The sequence below is a fragment of the Nostoc sp. DedQUE12b genome (assembly GCF_034530835.1).
In the GTDB taxonomy this organism is placed as follows: domain Bacteria; phylum Cyanobacteriota; class Cyanobacteriia; order Cyanobacteriales; family Nostocaceae; genus Nostoc.
Genome location: NZ_JAVRCI010000018.1, coordinates 79,059 through 101,129, shown reverse-complemented (window position 1 = coordinate 101,129; position 22,071 = coordinate 79,059). Strand labels below are relative to the sequence as shown.

General features: G+C 42.0%; 15 protein-coding genes and 1 riboswitch. Of the genes, 5 read left to right on the top strand and 10 right to left on the bottom strand.

Annotated elements, in window-relative coordinates; genetic code table 11:
• On the bottom strand, positions 1–499 hold a 499-nt coding region (locus RMY16_RS12090; protein WP_322736551.1), incomplete at its 3' end, for a pseudouridine synthase.
• A gap of 284 nt (positions 500–783) precedes the next feature.
• Complete coding sequence (locus tag RMY16_RS12085; protein WP_322736550.1) at positions 784–1,011, bottom strand: hypothetical protein; 228 nt, start codon at positions 1,009–1,011, stop codon at positions 784–786.
• 665 nt (positions 1,012–1,676) lie between these two features.
• Between RMY16_RS12085 and RMY16_RS12080 the strand changes: the two genes are divergently transcribed.
• The gene (locus RMY16_RS12080) at positions 1,677–2,669 is read left to right on the top strand and encodes a 2-hydroxyacid dehydrogenase (RefSeq protein ID WP_322736549.1); all 993 of its coding nucleotides are present in this window, start codon (positions 1,677–1,679) and stop codon (positions 2,667–2,669) included.
• A gap of 77 nt (positions 2,670–2,746) precedes the next feature.
• A riboswitch (TPP riboswitch) is annotated at positions 2,747–2,843 on the top strand.
• Positions 2,844–2,850: 7 nt separating this feature from the next.
• Positions 2,851–4,224, top strand: coding sequence for a phosphomethylpyrimidine synthase (gene thiC / locus RMY16_RS12075; RefSeq protein WP_094351230.1), 1,374 nt, complete (start codon positions 2,851–2,853; stop codon positions 4,222–4,224).
• Between the two features lie 280 nt (positions 4,225–4,504).
• Here thiC and RMY16_RS12070 read toward each other — a convergent pair whose 3' ends face one another.
• Complete coding sequence (locus RMY16_RS12070) at positions 4,505–4,864, bottom strand: hypothetical protein (RefSeq protein WP_322736548.1); 360 nt, start codon at positions 4,862–4,864, stop codon at positions 4,505–4,507.
• A 707-nt stretch (positions 4,865–5,571) separates the two neighbouring features.
• The gene (locus RMY16_RS12065; protein ID WP_322736547.1) at positions 5,572–7,560 is read right to left on the bottom strand and encodes a S8 family serine peptidase; all 1,989 of its coding nucleotides are present in this window, start codon (positions 7,558–7,560) and stop codon (positions 5,572–5,574) included.
• A gap of 617 nt (positions 7,561–8,177) precedes the next feature.
• Between RMY16_RS12065 and RMY16_RS12060 the strand changes: the two genes are divergently transcribed.
• Positions 8,178–8,681: a hypothetical protein gene (locus RMY16_RS12060; protein WP_322736546.1), complete on the top strand. Its 504-nt coding sequence runs from the start codon at positions 8,178–8,180 to the stop codon at positions 8,679–8,681.
• A 196-nt stretch (positions 8,682–8,877) separates the two neighbouring features.
• Positions 8,878–9,762 (top strand): DUF4351 domain-containing protein, encoded by an 885-nt coding sequence (locus RMY16_RS12055; protein WP_322736545.1) that lies wholly within the window; start codon positions 8,878–8,880, stop codon positions 9,760–9,762.
• A 98-nt stretch (positions 9,763–9,860) separates the two neighbouring features.
• On the opposite strand, the gene RMY16_RS12050 is transcribed toward RMY16_RS12055, so the two are convergent.
• The 6 genes from RMY16_RS12050 to RMY16_RS12025 form a co-directional block, all read right to left on the bottom strand.
• The gene (locus RMY16_RS12050) at positions 9,861–11,126 is read right to left on the bottom strand and encodes a hypothetical protein (RefSeq protein WP_322736544.1); all 1,266 of its coding nucleotides are present in this window, start codon (positions 11,124–11,126) and stop codon (positions 9,861–9,863) included.
• A 29-nt stretch (positions 11,127–11,155) separates the two neighbouring features.
• Positions 11,156–12,466, bottom strand: a complete 1,311-nt coding sequence (locus tag RMY16_RS12045; RefSeq protein ID WP_322736543.1) for a decarboxylase — start codon at positions 12,464–12,466, stop codon at positions 11,156–11,158.
• The gene (locus RMY16_RS12040) at positions 12,454–14,274 is read right to left on the bottom strand and encodes an asparagine synthetase B family protein (protein ID WP_322736553.1); all 1,821 of its coding nucleotides are present in this window, start codon (positions 14,272–14,274) and stop codon (positions 12,454–12,456) included. Before RMY16_RS12040 ends, RMY16_RS12045 begins: the two co-directional genes overlap by 13 nt.
• Positions 14,275–14,474: 200 nt before the next feature.
• A complete protein-coding gene (locus RMY16_RS12035) occupies positions 14,475–15,095 on the bottom strand; it encodes a DUF3859 domain-containing protein (RefSeq protein ID WP_322736542.1) in 621 nt (206 codons plus the stop codon).
• A 753-nt stretch (positions 15,096–15,848) separates the two neighbouring features.
• Positions 15,849–16,103 carry a hypothetical protein gene (locus RMY16_RS12030; RefSeq protein WP_322669189.1) on the bottom strand — a complete coding sequence of 85 codons (255 nt, stop codon included), beginning with the start codon at positions 16,101–16,103 and terminating at the stop codon, positions 15,849–15,851.
• 456 nt (positions 16,104–16,559) lie between these two features.
• The gene (locus tag RMY16_RS12025) at positions 16,560–18,374 is read right to left on the bottom strand and encodes a ShlB/FhaC/HecB family hemolysin secretion/activation protein (protein ID WP_322736541.1); all 1,815 of its coding nucleotides are present in this window, start codon (positions 18,372–18,374) and stop codon (positions 16,560–16,562) included.
• A gap of 204 nt (positions 18,375–18,578) precedes the next feature.
• Between RMY16_RS12025 and RMY16_RS12020 the strand changes: the two genes are divergently transcribed.
• Positions 18,579–22,071 (top strand): glycosyltransferase (locus RMY16_RS12020; RefSeq protein ID WP_322736540.1); only part of this gene is annotated, 3,493 nt, incomplete at its 3' end.

Here is a 22,071-nt window from a genome sequence, read left to right as displayed (position 1 = left end):
CGATGCTGACCCTGACCAATCGCAAAGTCGGAAACCCGACAGCCGCAGTCATGCGCCGAACTTGGCGGTTTTTTCCCTCTGTTAAAGTCATTTCCAGCCAAGCTGTCGGTACATTTTTACGAAATCTAATTGGTGGAGTGCGTTCGGGTAACTGTGGTTCTTCTGATAGAAGCTTAACTTCTGCTGGTTGAGTGCGGTAATCTTGAATTTCTATACCTGTTTGCAACCTTTTGATAGCTTCTGCATCTGGAATTCGTTCTACCTGTACCCAGTAAGTACGTTTATGACCAAAACGTGGATGGGCAAGGCGATGTTGTAATTGTCCATCGTTTGTTAACAGCAGCAATCCTTCACTATCCCAATCTAAGCGTCCCACAGGATACACATCAGACACATCAATATAATCTTTTAGGGTGCTATGTGTGGGGGCATCTTTTGTAAACTGGCTGAGAACGCCGTATGGTTTGTAAAAAATAATATATCGGTAATGATTGGGCATTTGTCATTTGTCGTTTGTCATTTGTCATTGGGAATGGGGCATTAGTTATTCTTTCTTCATCAAGAAATATAGCTAATAATGCCCGAAATTTGACAGCAATCAAAGCTGAAACTAAAAAAAGCAAAGATTTAGCTTTTTGGAAGTTAGAACTGCCAATAATGCTCTAAAAAAATTAATTTTTGTACTGTTGTAACTGAAGTTAATCAGTTAGAATTCATGACTGCTGAATTACTTAGTTTATCTCTTGAAGATGTCAGTAAACTTATAATTTATCAAGTTAAAAATCAATCGCGGTTAAAACCACAACCTAAACAACGCATACAAACAGAGAAAGTTGCTAAAACTGAACCAATCTCAATTAGTAATTGAAATGACAAGGGAGCTAGAGCCAAACCCCAAATCAAAAGAATTGTCCCGCTGATCATAGCAGTAATGCGATTAATTTCATCTTTAGTATTGAAAACCAAAAATAATGCTCCTAAACCAATTAATAATAAGATTAAGCTACTCATAAACATATTCCTGATTTATACTTTTTCTTTGTAAAGCTGGATCTACAGCAGAATCCAGGAGTAAAACACGCTTTATATGAGGCTTTGAGACGAATCTTTGTGTACTTTACCTTCCTTAAAACCTGTTGTATTTCACCCCTGTAGTCTTACCGTTACTTGAGCGGACTAGAGGGCAGTCTTGTTATGTGCATCTTAATACAGAATTGGTATAAACTCCAAGCTTGAAAATTGTAAAAACCTCACACAGCTACAGCACAACTTAACTGATATCCTCAAATAAATTACACTTTCGATGCCAGTAGATTGTGCCATTCACGTGGCTGGATGATTTTTTCAGATGTTGCTGTCATTTTGTTTCTGCGAAAATTGACTATTAGCCGAGCGGCAAAATTATGAGAAATAAATGTGATGGAAATATGAGCGAAATACGGCACTGCATATTTGCAGTAATTCGTCAAACATCGTAATTTGGAGCAGTTGCATTCAACCGAAGGGCTTAGGCGTAGCCCGTCGTAGACATCACTTATTTAACTGCCCTTGTCAAAGTACCGATTAAAAAATGTTGAAAATGCCGCAGCTACGCTCGTTGTAGACATCGCTTTTCTAAACGTCAAGGTACTATGTACTCGAACACTGTGCAGCATACATCAAATCTGAGGTTTTGCATGAAGGTAGCAGTTTTCAGTACAAAAGCCTACGATCGCCAGTTCTTGTCAGCTGCAAATTCTCCCATCCAACACGAGTTAGTATTTTTTGAACCCCGTTTAAATCGGGATACGGCTATCCTGGCTGCCGAATTTCCCGCAGTTTGCGTATTTGTCCACGATCAGCTTGATGCCCCAACTTTAGAACTTCTCGCCTCACGGGGAACTCATCTAGTAGTCCTTCGCTGTGCGGGGTTTAACAATGTAGACTTACAAGCCGCAGCAGATTTAGGAATTACCGTTGTACGTGTTCCCGCCTATTCACCTTATGGGGTGGCAGAACACGCTGTAGGATTGATTTTAAGCCTAAATCGCAAAATTCATCGTGCCTACAACCGTGTCCGAGAAGGCAATTTTTCTTTAGATGGATTGTTGGGATTTAATTTGCATGAGCGTACAGTGGGGATTGTTGGCACTGGCAAAATCGGTCTGATTTTAGGACAGATTATGAAGGGGTTTGGCTGTCACATACTCGCCTATGATGTCTATCGCAATCCCGAATTGGAGGCGCTGGGTGGAAAGTATGTGGAACTACCTGAGCTATTTGCCAATTCCGATATTATCTCCCTGCATTGTCCCTTGACTCCTGAAACCCATCACTTAATTAACACTGAGGCTATAGAACAGATTAAGCCAGGTATGATGCTAATTAATACTAGTCGAGGAGCGCTGATTGATACCCAAGCAGTGATTGAGGGACTAAAATCGGGTAAAATTGGCTATCTTGCGATAGATGTCTACGAACAAGAATCAGAATTGTTCTTTGAGGATTTGTCTGGCGAAATTATTCAAGATGATGTTTTCCAACGTCTGACAACCTTTCCGAATGTACTCATTACCGGACATCAAGCTTTTTTTACAGCAGAAGCTCTCTACAATATTGCAGAAACAACTTTTGCTAATATTACCGATATTGAACAGGGTCGTCCTTGTGCAAATGAAATTCGCGCCTAAACCCTAAAATCCAAAATTGTATTACCTCATAAATTGTTAACACCTTTGCTCCCAGATATAACGAAGGTGATACACTACATCCATGCTAGGGGTGCCTACATAACCAGGCTGAGATCACACCCTTAACACCTGAGTCTGGGTAATACCAGCGGAGGGAAGCTGTTTATTGAGGAATTACAATATGCGGACTGAATGGGTTGCTAAACGACGTGGGCAGGTTAATGTATCTCAAATGCACTATGCCCGCCAAGGTGTTATCACCGAAGAAATGCACTACGTCGCCCAACGGGAAAATCTCCCAGCCGATCTCATTCGTGAGGAAGTAGCGCGGGGACGAATGATTATCCCGGCTAATATTAATCACACTAACCTAGAGCCGATGGCTATTGGCATCGCCTCTAAATGTAAGGTAAATGCCAATATCGGCGCTTCTCCCAACTCTTCTAATCTTCAAGAAGAAGTTGATAAGCTGAATCTGGCGGTGAAGTACGGCGCTGATACCGTGATGGATTTGTCCACAGGCGGCGGTAATTTGGATGAAATTCGCACCGCCATCATCAAGGCTTCCCCAGTTCCCATTGGTACAGTGCCGGTTTACCAAGCTTTAGAAAGTGTCCACGGTACAATTGAGAATCTGACTGCTGACGATTTTCTTCATATCATCGAAAAGCACGCCCAGCAAGGAGTAGACTATCAAACTATCCACGCAGGGATTTTGCTTGAGCATTTGCCCTTGGTGAGAAACCGGCTCACTGGTATTGTCTCTCGCGGCGGCGGGATTTTGGCGCGGTGGATGCTACATCACCACAAACAAAACCCGCTTTATACCCACTTCCAAGATATTATTGAGATTTTCAAAAAGTACGATGTCTCCTTCAGTTTAGGAGATTCCCTGCGTCCCGGTTGCACCCATGATGCCTCAGATGAAGCACAATTAGCTGAATTGAAAACCCTCGGACAGCTTACTCGCAAAGCCTGGGAAGATGATATACAGGTGATGGTGGAAGGGCCTGGACACGTGCCAATGGATCAAATTGAGTTCAACGTCCGTAAGCAGATGGAAGAGTGTTCGGAAGCACCTTTTTATGTTTTGGGGCCATTGGTGACAGATATTGCTCCCGGTTATGACCACATCACTTCAGCCATTGGAGCCGCGATGGCTGGCTGGTACGGTACTGCGATGCTGTGCTATGTAACACCTAAAGAACATTTAGGTCTACCAGATGCCGAAGATGTGCGGAATGGGTTGATTGCTTATAAGATAGCGGCTCATGCGGCTGATATTGCTAGACATCGCCCTGGTGCAAGGGATAGAGATGATGAACTATCCAAGGCGCGTTACAACTTCGATTGGAACCGTCAGTTTGAATTATCACTCGATCCCGAAAGAGCTAAGGAATATCACGATGAAACTTTGCCAGCAGATATTTATAAAACTGCTGAGTTTTGTTCGATGTGTGGGCCGAAGTTCTGCCCGATGCAAACTAAGGTTGATGCTGATGCGCTGACAGAATTAGAGAAGTTTTTGGCGAAAGAGGCTGTGACTCAAAGTTAACAGATTAGACCTTTTGCAAAAGTCGAAAAACCGCTGTAATTGGTATCAACTATAAGTTAAAACTCTTTTAAAACCTCATTCCCAGCCGGAAACTGGGAATGAGACAAAATAGTTTTGCTTCTCGCAAAATATCAGGTTAGGTTTTGCGAGAAGCACTTTTACTTGGTACAAGAGTAATCCAATTGCGTAGCCGCAGCCCGTTGTAGACATCGCTCCCCAATCAAAGCTAAATCAGTAATTTTGGTTGGTAATCTATGCGATCGCCTTTAATCGCGTCTACTTACTTCGGCAAAACCACGCTTTGACGCACAGCACGCTTACGGTCGCTTTTACGAATACCTCCAGCCATCTGATATTCATGGCTATTATTACCATATTTATAAGCAATACCACGCAAGATTTTCTCAGAATAGTCTGCTAAATCTTGTTCATTTTCAACGATCTGGGTTAGTAAGATATCAATAGTGGAGAGGATAGTATTGTATGCTTCTAGAGATTGCCGGAGATTTTCGATTTTGTCAGTATAATCTTTGACTGTTAAGTTCTCTCCGACATCGAGAGTTGGACTAATGGATTTAATGCTTGCTAGACGTAGTTCAGCTTTGCCAAGAGTACGTGAATTGCGTTTTAATCTTGCCATAATTAATACTAATTTTTTAGATTACTGATAACTCTATAGTGGACAATTGTTGAAAAGGTTGTCATACGTGAAATTGTTGATTTTTCTGAAAAAACCTAAAATTTAAGTCCCATACAACATTTTTTGCCAATTGAAACCATATTTCTTGTTGAGGTACAGCAGTGCTGTATCTCAAAAGCGTGTTCTATTTAAGGGAAGATGCTGTAACACAAGTCTGTTTCTGATAACGTGAAGGCGGAAGTCGCTACAGACTACGCGTAACACGGAAACGTGAAGACGGAAGCTGCTACAGGCTGCGCAAAACACGGAAACGTGAAGGCGGAAGCTGCTACAGGCTGCGCGTAACACGGAAACGTGAAGGCGGAAGTTCTTACAGGGAAGAATGTTTTGATTTTTGCTCAGTAATATAGTGGTTATTTAACAGAGCATTAAAAATACCCCACCCTAACCCTCCCCTTGGAAAGGGGAGGGAACTGTATTTCTAGTTTCCCCCCTTTCCAAGGGGGGATTAAGGGGGGTAATTCGACTTGTGTGTACACCGTAGCCTTTCCAAGGGGGGATTAAGGGGGGTAATTCGACTTGTGTGTATCACCGTAGCCCAACATATGAGAAGAGGTTAGGGGATGAGGGCAATTCTAGAACACTTTTTTTAACCTAACTTTTACCTTAAGTTGACACCAATGCACAGCTAGCTGTGCGCCCCCTATTTAAAATCCCATTTCAATTGTCAAACTGCGAATTTTTCCTGTATCTCCTTCAGATTTATCTGCAACTTCCAGAGTCCAGGTTCCTTGGGGACTTTTACCTTTAAAGGCAGCAAGTTTTGGGGTGTTTACCTCGTCATAAGTTGTTTTAATATTATCTGTAGCTCCACCCTGGCGATCGTGCAGATTTATGGGAAGTATGCCTATTTGCACTGGAGGAAGGAGAGTAACTATAAGATCCCCAATATAAGTATGCTCGATATCTACATTAACTTTGATGGATTTTAGGGGGGTGGTATTAGCGATCGCCAACGACAATGTTGATGTTTGTAGATCGTTAATTGGCACATCTTGCACTGCTTGGAATCTGCTGATCGGTGATGTTTGCGGTGGCTTGGCCAATTCTACAGCTTTCAGAGCATTGATTCGACCGTAACCGTAGAAAGGGCTGCGACCATTGGCATCATATTTACCTCCGGCTGAATCAATGCGATCGCAGGAGCGTTTAATAATGTCTCGCACTTCATCCCAACGCAAATTTGGGTTTCTGGCAAGAATTAAGGCTGCTACACCTGCTGCACCAGGACAAGCGCTGGAAGTTCCGCCAAATTCGTTCGTATAGTTGCCTAAAGCTTCACCAAGATTTCGATTACCGGAATTATAGCCAACTACACCAGAGCGATCGGTTGTCCAAATTCCAGTAGTTTGAGAAATATCACCATTGTTGCTAGGGAAGGCGCACCAAACCGCCTGACCAAAGTCGCTGTAAGCGCTTCTTGTGCCATAATCGTTACAAGCTGCCACTGCAATCACCTTTTGGTAGCTGGCATAGCCGTCGTTATCAACGCTTTCGTTACCATTGCCAGCTGCAAATAAAATTACACAGCCTTTGCCGTTGCGTCCTTTATTGATTGCAAAATCTATAGCAAGTCGTGTGGAATCAGGCAAAGGTACTTTTTGCTTGTGTGCGGGATCGTCTGGTTCAAACCAAGTACCGTCTGCTGGGCCCCAGCTACAAGAAATAACATCAGCACCATTTTGAGCCGCCCAAATAAAAGCATCTGCTTCATCCTGCGATCCCAACGCTGAAGCTAAACGAATTGGCATAAGTTTTGCACCCGGTGCTACACCAGATGCTCCAAAGTTGCCGTTTGCACAAGCTACTCCTGCACAAGATGTACCGTGGTTATTATCGTTTCCCGGTCTGGGATTGTTTGTTTTACGTGTGACATCACGCGGGGCAACTATCTTACCAGAAGAACGGAACTCTTCATGATCGAGATCCATACCATCGTCGATAATTGCAATAATTGTCCCAGTGCCATTGCTCAACTTCCAAGCGGCTTCAACGTTGGCATGGGCGTTAATTGTCTTACTATTAATTGTTGTTTGCTTTAAGTGCCACTGCTGCGGAAAAACCTGACGTTGGCGTGACTCACGCGCTAGTTCAGGATGGCATAGTTCAACTGATTCCTCATTTAGAAGTCTCTCGGCGATGTCAAAGACGGCTATACCAGTATTTGTAGGGGCGCTGACAAAATAAGCATTTCGTGCATATTCAAGTTGGCGTTTAATTGTTAAGTTGTAACGTCTTAAAACCTCTTGGCAGACATTTAACTCTTCTTCGCTATCAAATTTAACAAAAAGGTTTTCAGTGTAAATTACAGGTTGTTGGGATACTGGATCGATTAAAACGCGTCCGGCAAATTGGACTTCAGACTCATTGTTGAGTATTTCACGGGCGCGATCGCGCAAAGCAGCACCCTGATTTGGAACTTTCGCTTGCAAAATTTCTACACCGGCTTGCCGAAACCGTGTTTTTAACTCAAATTGATTAAGGATGCTACGAGCTGTGGGTGATACAGGTGCGACTTCAAAGGATCTTGCACCAACAATAGTGCTGCGGCTTTCGGTACGCACTACAACGTGTTCGTTACTGATAGCAAATTCATACTGTTGGCCGTTCTGTCCACCATAACGAACTTGAACCATTGTTTAATCTCCTATATGTTTTGAAAATTGGGAATTGGGTATTGGGAAAACCGTATTATGCCTTACTTTTAAAGCTTGTTATACCCATCGTAGGCTTACATTCAATACTTCTCGCTTTGTGCATTTTTAACTCGGAATCGGGTTTGGGGTAAAGGGTAAAGGGTAAGGGTTAAAGGTTTTTTCTTTCCCTTTCCCCTTTTCCCCTTTTCCCCTTAACCAAGAAGTATTGGGCTTACATTTACTTGATGGATGCTTCTGATTTCATGTGTTATGTGTGTATTACGATACAGAATTTAATCTATCTAAGTTCATACAAACTTCGATTAATCTTTCCAGAAAAGAGGGGATTCAAAATCAGGTTGCTTTAAGAATCTTCACTATCTGTAGGGGCGTATAACTGTGCATCACGATGAGATATAGCGGTTCTCGAATGGAAGCAATACATTTTGACCTCTCTCCAAACCTCTCTCCTAAAAGGAGAGAGGCTTTGAATTTTACTCCCCAACGCTAGTAGGGAAGGGGCTGGGGGTTAGGTCTGTATCGCACTCAACTGAGAAGCGTTATAAATGTATTTCGTACCACTGAAAACGCTATAACATCATTAGAACTTGAGAAAGATGTTTTATTTTCCGGCTGAGTATTTTTTACAGGCGTATTCTTTACCCCTGATTCCTGAAGTGAGATTTCAAAAAGACTATTTTTCTGAGTATCCTGAACAAATTCGCGTTAGTGGCGATGTAAGCCTACGCACTGCTGTATCTTACACTCGTAAACCTGGGTACTATGCAGTACATTACAATCAACCTGGCACTGTGGCAATAGGGGCAATTTTACGACTTAACAACGGTGCGATGTCTACGACGGGCTACGCCTACGCAGTTTTTTCAGGCGAACCCAATCAATCAGAACAGGGTATATTAAGTCCAGTTTATACACTAGAAACTAATGCTTCCTTAGCAGTACCAAGTGGACTGGTTTTTATCCGCTTTGCTGAAGGCGTTGATGTGGAGTCGCAGCGCGAGGTAATTAATCGAGCAGGTTATGAAGTTGCACAAAGCCTTTCTTATGCGCCTCATACCGCTTGGTTGCGTGCCAAATCAGGTAAAATTGTTGATGCGTAGGCGTAGCCCGTCGTAGACATCGCTGGAATTTCTCAGTTAGAAGCGATCGCTAATGTTGAGAATGTCGAACCTCAAATGCTTATGGAAAGAGGTTTCAGATAAATTACAAATTATACATATTAGAGATATTCTTACTTCTAAGTTGACGGTAATATAAGTACCATACTTCACTGTTGCCTAAATCTTTTTTGGTTGAATGACTAGATTTATCCATGACCAATTTGCAAAAGACTATTTGGAAGAATTATTAAAACCTTATGGAGAAGTGCAAGGTTCTAGCCGTGTGGCGGGAGAAGTTCGAGAAATCGATGTTTTATTTTCTCCTTTAACAAAACAAAGTACGAATTTAGAAACACTAGGATTATTAGGAAGATTTGCTGCTACAGCAGCCATTTTTGAACCCTTCCGTAACGCTGCATCAAAAGAAGAAATTTGTGATTGTCTGTTAAAATTATTAGAAGTAAGGGGTGGATTACAACGTCAAGCAAATCGCAATAAAACTTCCATTTCAGAATTAGAACTTCCTAAATTATGGATACTCACCCCAACAGCATCTACAACGCTGCTGTCAGGATTCGGTGCTACTCAAAAGGTAGACTGGCTACCTGGAGTACATTTTATCGCAGAGTATTTGCGGACTGCGATCGTTGCGATTCACCAGTTACCGCGCACCCAAGAAACTCTATGGTTAAGAATTCTCGGTCGAGGAACAGTACAAAAACAAGCCATAGATGAATTAGAAGCACTACCATTAAATCATCCATTTCGCAGAGCAACGCTAGAATTACTTTATAACTTGCGGCAAAACTTGCAAGTTAATCAAAATTCAGAAGAAGACGATCGGGAGTTAATTATGCGATTAAAACCACTTTATCAACAAGACCGAGAACAAGCTGTACAACAAGGCGAACAACGTTTAATTATACGTCAACTAAATCGCTCTTTGGGTGAGATTGATTCATCTACTATTGAGCGAGTTCAAGGATTATCTATTGAACAATTGGAAGCGTTAGGAGAGGCTTTGTTAGATTTCTCAGCTATTTCTGATTTAGAAGCTTGGTTAAACCAAAAAATTGAATAAATATCATCTGTAAATCAATTAAACAAATTTTATGTGATACTGCATTTTATTCATGTAGGAGCAAGTCATGAATTGCCCCTACAATTGAAAGGAGAATACTAACCAAAACTTTGAACAACGTACATATCATTTCCTGTATCACTGACTAAAAGCAAGCTACTGTCATCACTTTCTAAATTTTGGCTGCCAGCAATACCCTTTTGTAGAACTTTAATTATTCTTTGGGGAGTGAAAGATTCCAATTCTACAAATTTTCCCGATTCTAACCATGCTAATTCTTCAGCAGATAAACTTTGACGTATTTCTTCAGGCAATTGTTTAGCTGCTTGTGCCGACTCTGGAGAGGTTTGAATGAACATTCCGCGCTTCGTAGCAATAATTTGACGTGGCGTTAATCCGATATCAATAATCGCAATCTCGCTATTGAGAAACCAATTAGCGTTGGTTCTCAAATTATGAACTAAAGCAATTCCTTGTGGATTGCAATCATGCAGTGCATAGACTTTTAAATCGGGATTGCGCCGCAGCATTTGCATTGTGGTGTCAAAAATGCTTTGGGGATATCCAGTAATACTAAGAATTGCACAGTTGTTTTCAAAGTGGAAATTATTAGCGATTAATAGTTGAGCAATACTAGCAGTGTCACAAACGACTAATCTATCAAAACTGTAAGCTGTTACGTCAGGATTAATCGTGGCTGGTGTATTTTCCTGCTTTGGTGAAGGAAGAATTTTGAGAATGGAACCATTTATTTGCTGCCAGCGATTTAGCCAATCGTTAATCTGAGATTCAGAAATTAAAAAGTCTTGTATTAATAATTGAATTCGCCCTAGCTGTCGAGTTCCTAAATATATAGGTAGCATTCCCATAACAACAAAAATTACAAACAATCTAAATGAATTTAAGGGAAGACTGAGTAAAACTCCGATAAAGAGGATTATTATTCCTATGATTTGTAAATTCCTCGCATTCTGTTTGCGATTTACAATATTGAGTTTAACTGATTTGCTACTTTCATGAAAAAAAATAATAAATGCTAGATTTACTACTAACGGTAGAAAAATCGTTATTGATGTAACCAAGTTGATAAATATAAAAGGAACTAGCCAGCTAAATCGTGAAATTGACTTTGAGGTTTTTCTTAAACGATTTTCTAGAAAATAAAGTAGTTGTTTGGGTGTAAAAAATAAGGTATTATTTGCAGAAATGTCAGCGATCGCCTTTGCAAAAAAAGGATCGGTAATTTTAACATTACTCATACTAGTCGGTTCAAAAGCAAAGAGATGATTGCATTTTAGACACCGACCTTGATTAGCTGTCCGGTCTTTTAGTTTATTATCAGTTCCGCAGTTAATACACTTCATAATGATTGCCTAATGTTATTTATTAATTGTTAGTTATCTAGCACTTGATTTGTTAATAAAACACTGTATTCTTCCCGCCGACGAATCAAGCGATGTGTACCATTTTCTAGCAAGACTTCCGCAGGTTTGGGACGGTGTAAAAAGTGAGACGACATGGCATAACCATAAGCACCGACATCTAAAATGGCAACGATATCACCAATTTCTAAGGCTGGGAGTTGGCAATTTTTCCCTAGATAATCTCGTGAATAGGTAGTGTTACCACAAATATCAGTTGTGAATAGAGAGACGCGATTAATTGCGTCTGTACAAGAGTGGGGAATTGGGGATTTGTTTGCTTGCTTCCAAGTGATTATTTCTCGGTAGCCGCCGTGTACTGAGGGTACTGAAAGATTGGCAACGGTGGTATCAACTCCGACAATCTGTTTTTCTCCTTGCCATTTTACAGAAACAACTTGAGCAAGCAAAGTTGCACATCCAGCGATCGCACTTCGTCCCGGTTCAATCACCAAATCAATTTCCCGTCCTAAACGAGTAATTCTCTTGGTTAACTCAGCCCCAAATATTTCCCAGTTAAAGACTGTTTTGTTATGGTGATAAGGATAGCCAAAGCCACCACCAAAATCTAAATATTCCCAATCAGGTAACTTTTGTGCTGTGGCGATTACTGTATCGATCACCTCGGTGAATGCGGCTGTGGCATTAGTTCCCGTCCCTCGATAGAAGTGTAAACCACTCAACTTTAATCCCACCTCACCAGTTAAAGCGATCGCATCACCAAATTCTTCTGGACGTACACCAATGCGGCTATCTCCGGTAATTTCCGGCAAATTGAGGCGTAAACCTAGCCGAATAGATTTCTCTCTGCCTTTGGGCAAAACTTCGCAGCACAACTGCAACTGAGCTAGACTATCAAAATTGAGAGTTTTAACTCCCCAATTAAAAACTTGTAGCATCTCAGCCTGATTCAAATTACTGCCGCTATAAACAATCTCACGAGGATCGAAACCAGCTTGCAATCCCAGATAAATATCTCCTGGCGTATTGGCGTGAAGTCCCCATCCAAAGGAGCGAAAAATTTTTAATAGTGCAATGTTCCCATTAGTAACACTGGCAAACCGAAATTGCGTGCGCGGATAGCTTACTGCTTTGGTAATCCGCTCAATAGTTTCGCGCAAGCGATCGCCATTATAAACATAAAGCGGAGAACCGTAGTTATTCAGTAATTCCTCGGCAAGTTCCCTGGAGAATGGGGGAGATGAGGAGATTAATTGCTCACTCCTAACTCCTAACTCCTCACTCTCAACTCCCAACTCCCCACTTTTATCTAACCTTGCCATCGCTTGAAATTTCTCCATAGCCAACGATGTAACCAAAAGGGATGATCCCAAGACTGTTTAGTTATTTCTTCATTTAAAACGTGCGATCGCCAAAGTTGCCACATAATTAGTAACCAGAGTGTTTCACCAATTCGACGCCCTTGAATAGCTGCTCCTAGATTGCCTTCAACGATTTGTGCTGCAATGTGAGGATAAAAATGGTTGTTGGCGCGAAGTCTTTCTGGATTGAGCCAAATGCCGAGTTGATGCCAAAAATCATTTAAACACCAAGAAGTTAAAGGAACCCCCATACCACGTTTTTGTCGCCAGACAATTTCGGGCGGAAGCCAGTTTTCTACAGCCCGTTTGAGGATATATTTTTCACAAGCACCCTGCAAACAGAGTTCTCCAGATAAACGGAATGTCCACTCAGCTAGAGGTAAATCACAAAAAGGCGATCGCACCCATAAACCATGAACAAACCCCAATGCAGTCGCACGGGGATGGATATTCTGCGCTCCTTTGAGCATCAAACTAGCACGGCGGAGGCGATGCAATAAAGATGGACACTCATTGCGATCTAAAGCCGCCAATAGCCAATCTTCAGGATGCAAATTTTGGATCTGTGCATAAACCTCCGGCTGATAAACTTGAGATTCGTATCCCCCAAGACGGTGAAAGGTGCGGAGATATTGCTGGATAAAAGTTTCCTGTCCAGCGGGATTTTCTGCTTGATAAACACCTGCGGCAATTAAAGGTTTGTTCGTCCAACCGGCAAACAGTTGATCTCCACCTTCGCCGTTAAAAATTACCTGAGTTTCCTGACTCGCCCTCTCAGACAGGAGATACAACGGCACACACACACCATCTCCAAAGGGCAAATCTAATGCTTGCACAGTCGGAATTAGCGCATTCTTGATCGAACTGGGGGTTACTGGAACTTTAACAAGTGGAATTTTGAGAAATTGGGCGACTTGTTCAGAGTATGGATATTCTGGAATCCCTGCGTTCCCAAAATCTAAAGTGTAGGCGCGGACTTTCACCCCTGCTTGTACCAGCAGCGCCGCCACCACTGAAGAATCAAGTCCGCCAGAGAGAAACACCCCGACAGGCTCATCTTTTAAATCGGCAATTTGTCGCTCAATGGAGTTTTTCAGGAGAGTTTGCAATTGGGTAATTGCTGTAGCTTCATCTGTTAACTGCTCTGACGCTTCCCGCCATGAGTGGATTTTTTTAGATTCAGGTGTTTGCAGCTTACCTGATTGGCGATCGCTCTGCCAAACTAATTCCGTCCCAGCCGTCACTGCAAACACTTCTTGAATAGGAGTTAAGGGTGTGGGAACGTAAGAAAAACAGTTATAGCCATATAACCCAGGAATGCTAACTTCTGACTGTTGCAAAATCGGTAAAAGTAATTGCAATTGGGATGCAAACCAGATTATTTGTCCTTGCACAGTCCAATACAAAGGAACTTTTCCAAAAGGTTCTCTACCCAAAATTAGGCAGTTGTTTTCTTGGATTACCCAAGCATCGGGTGAACTAAATAATCCTGATGCAAAGATGGCAGCAATTTGATTTTGTTGCAGTGGGGGATTGCCATCGAGTCCGATGTAAACAACATTCCAGATGGGAAGAGGATTATTTTCCTGTAGATAGAAATAATTTTTCTGACCTAACCCCCTAACCCCCTTTTCTACTAGGGAAAGGGGAAAATTCAAAGCCTCTTTCTTTGTAGGGGAGAGGTTTTTCACCACACTAGTTAACAGCGCTTCCAACTCCTGTTGAGCGCCATAACCCCAATAGCCAAGAAAGTGATGCGGGATAACCATCTGAACTGAATGGCACGCTTGTAAAGCCCAAAGACTTATTGTATCCTCGTTCCCAGCCTGGAGGCTGGGAATGAGTTCCAAGAGGCTCTGCCTCTTGTCAAGCTATGGAGGCTCCGCCTCCAAGAATGTTTCCCAGCCTGGAGGCTGGGAACCAGTTGAACCCCAATAGCCAAGAAAATGATGCGGGATACCCATCTGAACTATTTAACTTCAAAGGTTGCATCGCTAATCTGCCGACCTTCTAGGAACATCTGCACTTTCCAATTGCCAACAGTTGCAGCCGGGTTAATAGTGTAGCGACACTGGGTATCCCAGACAGACGTATTAATCTCGCGGGTTTGATAGTTGTTTTGCTTGACAATTTGACCATTTGGGTCAATCCAATTACAAGAAAGAGCCAGCTTTTTACCCAAAGGTGAATCTTTTAAGGTGACACGATACAACACTTCTGGATTGGTTTGGCGAGAAATTGTCTTTAAGTCGCCCCCATTATCTTGTGTCATGATGCGGTCTTGTTGAGTAGAAACACGAGAAAGTGTAGAATTTTGCTGCTGCATGAAAAATATTGTCGATGCAATGACAATTACTACAACTGCCACTACTCCAGAGGTAATCCATCGATTCCGACGTTGCTGTACTTCTAGTGCTTGGCGGCGATTTAACTGAATCAGAGCTTCATCTAGTAACTCTGGCGGTAAATTCAACTCCTGTAAAATTTCTCTCACCTGCTGTTGGTCTAGTTCCGCTTCCCGACGCAATTGCAGACCTTCTACTTCTGTAACTATTTGTGATAATTGCTCTTGAGTCAGTCGCTGCGTCATAGCTTAACTCCTGCTGAAAAATTTGATTGCGATCGCTAAATCTCACTTTTGTAGGTACATCATAAGCTACAAAATAAAGTTGTTGCTTTTCGGATTATTTACCCTAAATTCCCCGATAAATTGGGGGACTTTGAAAGGTTTTGCCCCCATTTGTAACGCTACGGTGTATACACAAGTTTGAAATAGCTGATTAACCAGGGTTTTACCCCACCCTAACCCTCCCCGTATGTATTAGGGAGGGAACTATATTTCTTGTTTCCCACCAATGCATCGGGGGGATTAAGGGGGGTAATTTGACTTGTGTAACACGGTAGATTTGTAAGGAGGTTGGGGGGATCAATAAATGCAAAGATACAGCCAACCACTTTTCAAACAACCTCTTAAGGACTTTTGCAAGAGGTCTAATAATCAGTCTTTTGTCTTGAAGGCGATTTATCGCATCTTTAGCGATCTAGAATTTTCATCAAAAAACCTTAACTGAACCGTATTGGCTTTGCGTCTATGCTAATTCGTTCTTTGTATAATTTGGCGCATATTTATACAGAATTGGTATTACCTGTAACTGCTAAAATTAACATGACATAACAGAACTGGTATTACTTGTAACAAATAGAATTAACATTACAAAAAGGATACTTCTTGCAAAAGCCAAAAAACCGCCCTAAAATCAATTTCTGGGCGGTTCAATTATTTTTGCAATAGTATTTTTGCAATAGATTTAATAAAAATTCCCAATACCTCCTTCACATTAGTTTAAATTTCTCGATTTCCGCCAATAGAGAGCTGTTTTTTGCTATGTTTCAACTCTTTCCAGAGTGACTTAATCTGCTGGTAAGCCTCTTCTTGAGACAATTTCCCCCCAGTCTCTAGGCAAGTAATGTAACTAATTTTTTGAGAGAATTCTTGAAGGTTGGCATTAAACACCAAATTCTCTGGCTGAAATTTACCATAATACCGACTACGAGGGTAAAGAAAGCTGTTTTTGTCTTGCGAGTTAGATTGTGTCATAAGTTTTCTCTTATTTATAATTCTTTCTTACATTTATAAACTAAAACTTTTTCCTTTGTGTATATACACAGTATAAAACTAAAATTCCTGAAGAAAGAAGTTAATTTTTTAGTTCAATATTAGGATAAGGCAGAAGAACAGGTAATTAACTGTGGAAAATACTGAATTAAGCACCTTATCTACCAAAAGGAGTAGGTAAAAGGGCATACTTTTTGCGGAGAACACTAAAATTAGTAAGTGGGCGCTAAAAAACGCAACCAAATTAACAAGGGTAAAGGTTAAGGGTAAAAGGGAAAAACCTTTACCCTTTACCCATACAAAACTTTGTATAGTTCGGTTTAATTGTGCCAACCTACTTAAGTGAAATGGCATTTTGCTGATTAAACTCGACTTGCTCAAATGCGGCTCAAATAATATCATGTCCGCATAATTAGTTATGATTACCATAGCGTTTAGCTAGGGTTGATAGCGAAGGCTAAAGTAAAAGCCATCATCCTGAGCGTTATTACCACGATCGCTCAGATCGATAAATGGAAATCCATAATCAAGCCGCAAAAAGAGATTATCAATTCCCATTGCCTGATTCCATAACAATCCTAAGCCTGCACCCACTAAAAAAGTTTGATTGGGTAGCGGATTGGGGTTATCAGACTGATTCCAGACGGCTCCCATGTCTAGAAATGGCGCAAGTTGAATTGTAGAGAATCCAGATTCATTACGCTGCACTGTAAACCGATCTTCGATCGCTACCCGAAATCCATTATCCCCAGAGCGGATATTTTGGCGATATCCTCTTACCGATTGTCCACCACCAATCACAAATTGCTGGGATGGTAAAAGGCTATCTGGTGTAAGCTGCAAGTCTGCTTGAATCAGCAATAGATGATCGTTGCTGAGTTGCTGCACGCGCTGTATTTGACCTAGCCAACTGAAAAAGCGACCATCGGGTATGGGATCATTGTTGATAGTTGCATCTAATATATCAACGCCAAAATTAAATTGCGATCGCAAAAACCAAGCTCCTTGAGGTTCGCGTCTGATATAATCTTGACCAAATTTAATTACACTGGTGCGGCTAACGCCATTGGCATCAGGCCCAATCCCAAATGGGGTTGCGAGGTTATCAAACAGGAAGGTTTGACCATCTTGATAGGTAAATCCTAAAGATAGGGCAAATTCTTCTTTGGGCGATCGGATCAATGGTTGACGATAATTGATTTCATAAAGATCCTGGTTTGCCCGAATGTCAAAGGCATCAAAGGGTGGCTCAGTAATTTCGTTGCGATTAAATGCCGCTCGAATCTGCACTTTGCCGTTCATGGCGTTCACGGGAACCTGATAACTAAAATCAAAGACATCGGAACCACCAGACAGTGTATGGTAATATGAGCCAGCTAACTCATCTCCCATACCGGTTAAATTGCGCGATCGCAATTCAACACCCAATCTTTCCGCCCCAATACTGGGAGGCGAATAATTATCTACACCCAAACTACCAATTAAAGTTTTTGCCTCTTCAACTCTGACAACGAGAATACTTTGACCAACCTTACCCGTTGGACGCAAACTCGCTTCCACGTTTGTAAATAAGGGATCGAGTCGCAACAATTTCAACTGTTCTTCGAGCTTACCAGTATTCAGAGGAATACCAGCACCTAGTTGGATGCGACTACGAATATAAGATGGGTTTAATCGCCGCGTCCCTTGGATGTCAATCTCTGTTAAACGCCCTTCCAACACCCGAATTACCACAACACCATCTGCGGTACTAGATTGTTGAGTATCTGGAATCGCTCTGGAATTTATATACCCTTTATTTAGGTAAAGCTGAGTAACAGCATCTGCGGCTTGTCTGATTTCTTCTAAAGTTAAGTCCCGTTCTTCAAACGGTTTCACTACTGGATTAAAGTCATTTTCCTTAAAAACTGTGCTACCTACAACCTGGATTTTGCGAACCCGAATGCGTTGTGGTATTTCTGGTTGTGGGTTAGTTACTGGAGTAGGTTCTGTTTCTTGTACTATTTGTAACTCTGACTGACTGCTATTTTGAATCGAGTTTGGTGTAAAAATATTAGCTCTAGCTCTCAGTCCATTTGCAGTTACAATCCATACCGCAGGCAGAATTAACAAGCCGCACCGAAAACTGAAACTGTGCTTACTGCATTTCGTAATTGCCAAACTCCGCCAAATATCTAACTGATGAGATAAATAGACAATTTTTTGCTGAGTCGTTGCTCTAGGCTGAACACCAGTTTCTGTTTCTTTTCTCATTTCTCTTCAATGGAGTGCCTTATATAACGACTGGGCTGATTTTGATTTTTAAGTGTGCTATGGCTGTATGAATATTTGAATATCATATTTTTGATATTCAAATTTCAAAAGATTTGTAACTAAAACTATAATTAACAGCGATTTCTTCTAAGTGATAGTCCTTAGCATTATATTGTGGTAAAAGGTAGAATTGGGAAAACTTCGATGTCACCACTGATTTCCATTGTCATCGTCAATTACAATCGGGAGTCTTACCTTAAAGAAGCGATCGCCAGTGTCTTAGCGCAGACATGGCAAAACTTTGAGTTACTAATTTGGGATAATGGCTCTACAGATGGATCAGTGGCGATCGCTCGCGCTTATGCTCAACAAGATGGGCGAGTGCGGGTGGTGGAATCAGACAATCAAGGAGTTGCTGCGGCTTGTAAGGCAGCGATCAGCCAAACTAGCGGCACTTACGTCGGGATATTAGACAATGATGATATCCTTGCCCCCACAGCTCTTGCTCAAACCGCTACAGTCCTCAACCGCCACCCAGAAACGGGATTTGTTTACACCGACTACTTAAATATCGATCCAAACGGCAAAGTTATCGGTTATGGCGATCGCTGTGACATTCCTTACTCTCAATCAGGTTTGCTGGTAGATTTCATGACTTTCCACTTCCGCTTGATGCGGCGATCGGTTTATGACCGAGTGGGAGGTGTTAACGAATCGTTCTCTTGTTGTGCCTATGATTATGATCTATGTCTGCGACTTTCAGAAGTAGCCCAAGTGCGCCGAGTCAAAGAGCCACTCTATTTCTACCGGAATCATTCTCAAAGCATGTCTCTTACCAGGAGAACAGAACAAATCCTCTGGTCACAAAAGGCGATCGCTCAAGCACTTTGGCGGCGAGGATTAGCAGACAAGTTACAAATTGATGTAGAATTACCCACAAGTCGCTTCATCTTACGACGTAAAAAACCTCTACTACACAACATCGCCGCTTCATTCTTAGTTATTGCCTCGCTGGTAAGTCCCAAATTAGCCCAAGCACAACAAATAGTCCCCGCTGCCGATGGGACAAACACAATTGTGACTCCCAACGGCAATCGACTTGATATCACTGGCGGTACAACTTCTCTTGATGGTGTTAACCTCTTCCACAGCTTTCAACAATTTGGAATTTCACCAGAACAAATCGCCAACTTTCAAGCTAGTCCAGCGTTGCAAAATATTCTTGGTCGAATTACAGGCGGGAATGCCTCGGTTATCAATGGTTTAATTCAGGTGACAGGTGGCAATGCTAACCTTTTCTTGATGAATCCAGCCGGATTTATTTTTGGAGCAAACGCCAGTTTAAATGTGCCTGGTGCTTTTACGGTGACAACAGCTAACGGCATTGGCTTTGGTAGCAGTTGGTTTAATGCGATTGGTGTGAATGACTACAATGCCTTAGTTGGAAACCCCACTGGATTTGCCTTTAGTACGAACCAGCCAGGAGCGATCGCAAATGCTGGCAATTTGGTAGTAGGTACTGGGCAAAATTTGAATTTATTAGGCGGTACTGTAGTCAACACTGGGCAACTTTCAGCACCCGGAGGGCAGATTGCCGTTACATCAGTACCAGGACAAAATTGGGTGCGTCTTAGTCAGCCAGGAAATCTGCTGAGTCTAGAAATTCAGCCCCTCGCCTCTAGTAGCAACCAACCCAATAACTGGACAATTCCTATTGCATCAATACCTGAATTACTCACAGTTGGTAACACAGGGTTAACTGCTAATCCTGATGGAACTGTAAAATTAACAAACTCTAATGTGACAATTCCCACAACACCAGGTACAACGATTGTTTCTGGGAAAGTGAATACATCAAGTCAAACAGGCGGTACGGTAACTGCTTTGGGTCAAAAAGTCGCGGTGATTGATGCCAATATTAACGCCTCTGGAAATAATGGCGGCGGTACTGTGCTAATTGGTGGCGATTATCAAGGTAAGGGGACTTTACCCAACGCCAATCAGACTTATGTTAACTCAAACTCCGTCATTGCAGCCGATAGCAATCTAAATGGAAACGGCGGACGCGTGATTGTTTGGGGTGACAAGACAACAAAATTTTTGGGCAATATTACCGCTCGTGGTGGTCTTAACTCCGGTAACGGTGGTTTTGTAGAAGTGTCGGGTAAGGAGAATCTGATTTACCGTGGTAATACTAATCTGAGTGCCAATAATGGTATTGTTGGTAACTTGTTGCTAGATCCAACCGATATCAATATCGTAGATGGTACTAATGCACCTCAAGATACCTTTTTGCCTGAAATTTTTCAAGATGCTTCTCCGGCTATTTTCACAATTTCCAAAGAGGCTTTAGAAAATAGTAATGCTGCTGTGACTTTAGCAGCGACTAATGATATTACTCTCGCTAATGGCGTATCGTTGAATTTTGTTAATGATGGTGGCGGAGCGATCGCTTTTACCGCAGACGCAGATGGTAATGGTGTAGGTGCTTTTACGATGGGTACAGGCGACACCATCACAACTAATGGCAGAGATATCACCATTTCAGGAGCTAGCCTGTCTTTGGGAAGCATAAATACTAGCAGCTTCTTTCTCAACGAGGGAGGTGAATTTATTACTAATGGCAGTGGTGGTAATGCCACTTTATTGGCAAGGAACAATATTACTGGTGGTAATATCATCACTAGAGGGGAAAATGATGACATAACTAAAGGCGGCAATATTCGTGTTACAAGCACCAGTGGCGCTGTCAGCCTGGGAAATCTTGATACTAGCGCCATTTCTGATGCCAGAAATAGCACTGTCACTGCTGGTTCAGTCTTAATTGATACATCTAGCAACACTACCAATACACCCAGTAACATCTCACTAACTTCAATTAAAGCTGAAGGTATTGCGTTAATTGGCTCAGGATACGGCTTCAACAGCACAGGCATAGGAGGCCAAGTTACAATCAGCACCTCTGGTTCTGGTGCCGTCAGCTTAACGGGCAGTTTTATTAATAATGCAAATAGAGATGTCAGCATTTCTACTATTGCTGTAGGTAGCGGTTATGGCACTACTCCTATAAACGGTGCGATCGCCATTCAACATGGCGGAGGAATAACGAATACTCCCTTCACAGTGGGAGAATTGACTGAGAACGGAACAATCGCTGCGATCGATACTGGTAGTTCTATCATCTCCACAGATAGCACAGTTAGAAGCTTTCCAGTACTTCCCAATGGTGGCACAGCACTAAATACCCCAACAGGAATTACAATCAATTCTCTAAATACACCTCCGCAACTGACTACCAATTCCCAGCTACCCGAGACTCAAACTAATCAGTCGGTAACTTTTACCTTTGCCAGCCTAGCAGCACAAGTTGCCGATGCTGACACAGATATCACATCCATTCGGATTGATGCAGTGAATACCGGAACTCTAACTGTGAATGGTGTTCCTGTAGAACCTGGCGTTACCACCCTATCGGGGACAGAAACTTTAGTTTACACTCCTCCAACTGATGCTAATGGCTCACTAAATGCCTTTGTCATTAGTGCAAATGATGTCGTTTCCTCTTCTGAACCTGTACAGATAGGAATCAACGTTAATCAAACTCCTACTCCGAATCCTGAGACTCCAAATCCTGAAACTCCAAATCCTGAAACTCCGAATCCTGAAACTCCGAATCCTGAAACTCCGAATCCTGAAA

Excerpts from the sequence above, each read along its gene's own strand:
- RMY16_RS12085 (WP_322736550.1), bottom strand. The coding sequence starts at position 1,011 with ATGAGTAGCTTAATCTTATTATTAATTGGTTTAGGAGCATTATTTTTG.
- RMY16_RS12080 (WP_322736549.1), top strand. The coding sequence starts at position 1,677 with ATGAAGGTAGCAGTTTTCAGTACAAAAGCCTACGATCGCCAGTTCTTG.
- thiC (WP_094351230.1), top strand. The coding sequence starts at position 2,851 with ATGCGGACTGAATGGGTTGCTAAACGACGTGGGCAGGTTAATGTATCT.
- RMY16_RS12070 (WP_322736548.1), bottom strand. The coding sequence starts at position 4,864 with ATGGCAAGATTAAAACGCAATTCACGTACTCTTGGCAAAGCTGAACTA.
- RMY16_RS12065 (WP_322736547.1), bottom strand. The coding sequence starts at position 7,560 with ATGGTTCAAGTTCGTTATGGTGGACAGAACGGCCAACAGTATGAATTT.
- RMY16_RS12060 (WP_322736546.1), top strand. The coding sequence starts at position 8,178 with ATGTTTTATTTTCCGGCTGAGTATTTTTTACAGGCGTATTCTTTACCC.
- RMY16_RS12055 (WP_322736545.1), top strand. The coding sequence starts at position 8,878 with ATGACTAGATTTATCCATGACCAATTTGCAAAAGACTATTTGGAAGAA.
- RMY16_RS12050 (WP_322736544.1), bottom strand. The coding sequence starts at position 11,126 with ATGAAGTGTATTAACTGCGGAACTGATAATAAACTAAAAGACCGGACA.
- RMY16_RS12045 (WP_322736543.1), bottom strand. The coding sequence starts at position 12,466 with ATGGCAAGGTTAGATAAAAGTGGGGAGTTGGGAGTTGAGAGTGAGGAG.
- RMY16_RS12040 (WP_322736553.1), bottom strand. The coding sequence starts at position 14,274 with ATGGTTATCCCGCATCACTTTCTTGGCTATTGGGGTTATGGCGCTCAA.
- RMY16_RS12035 (WP_322736542.1), bottom strand. The coding sequence starts at position 15,095 with ATGACGCAGCGACTGACTCAAGAGCAATTATCACAAATAGTTACAGAA.
- RMY16_RS12030 (WP_322669189.1), bottom strand. The coding sequence starts at position 16,103 with ATGACACAATCTAACTCGCAAGACAAAAACAGCTTTCTTTACCCTCGT.
- RMY16_RS12025 (WP_322736541.1), bottom strand. The coding sequence starts at position 18,374 with ATGAGAAAAGAAACAGAAACTGGTGTTCAGCCTAGAGCAACGACTCAG.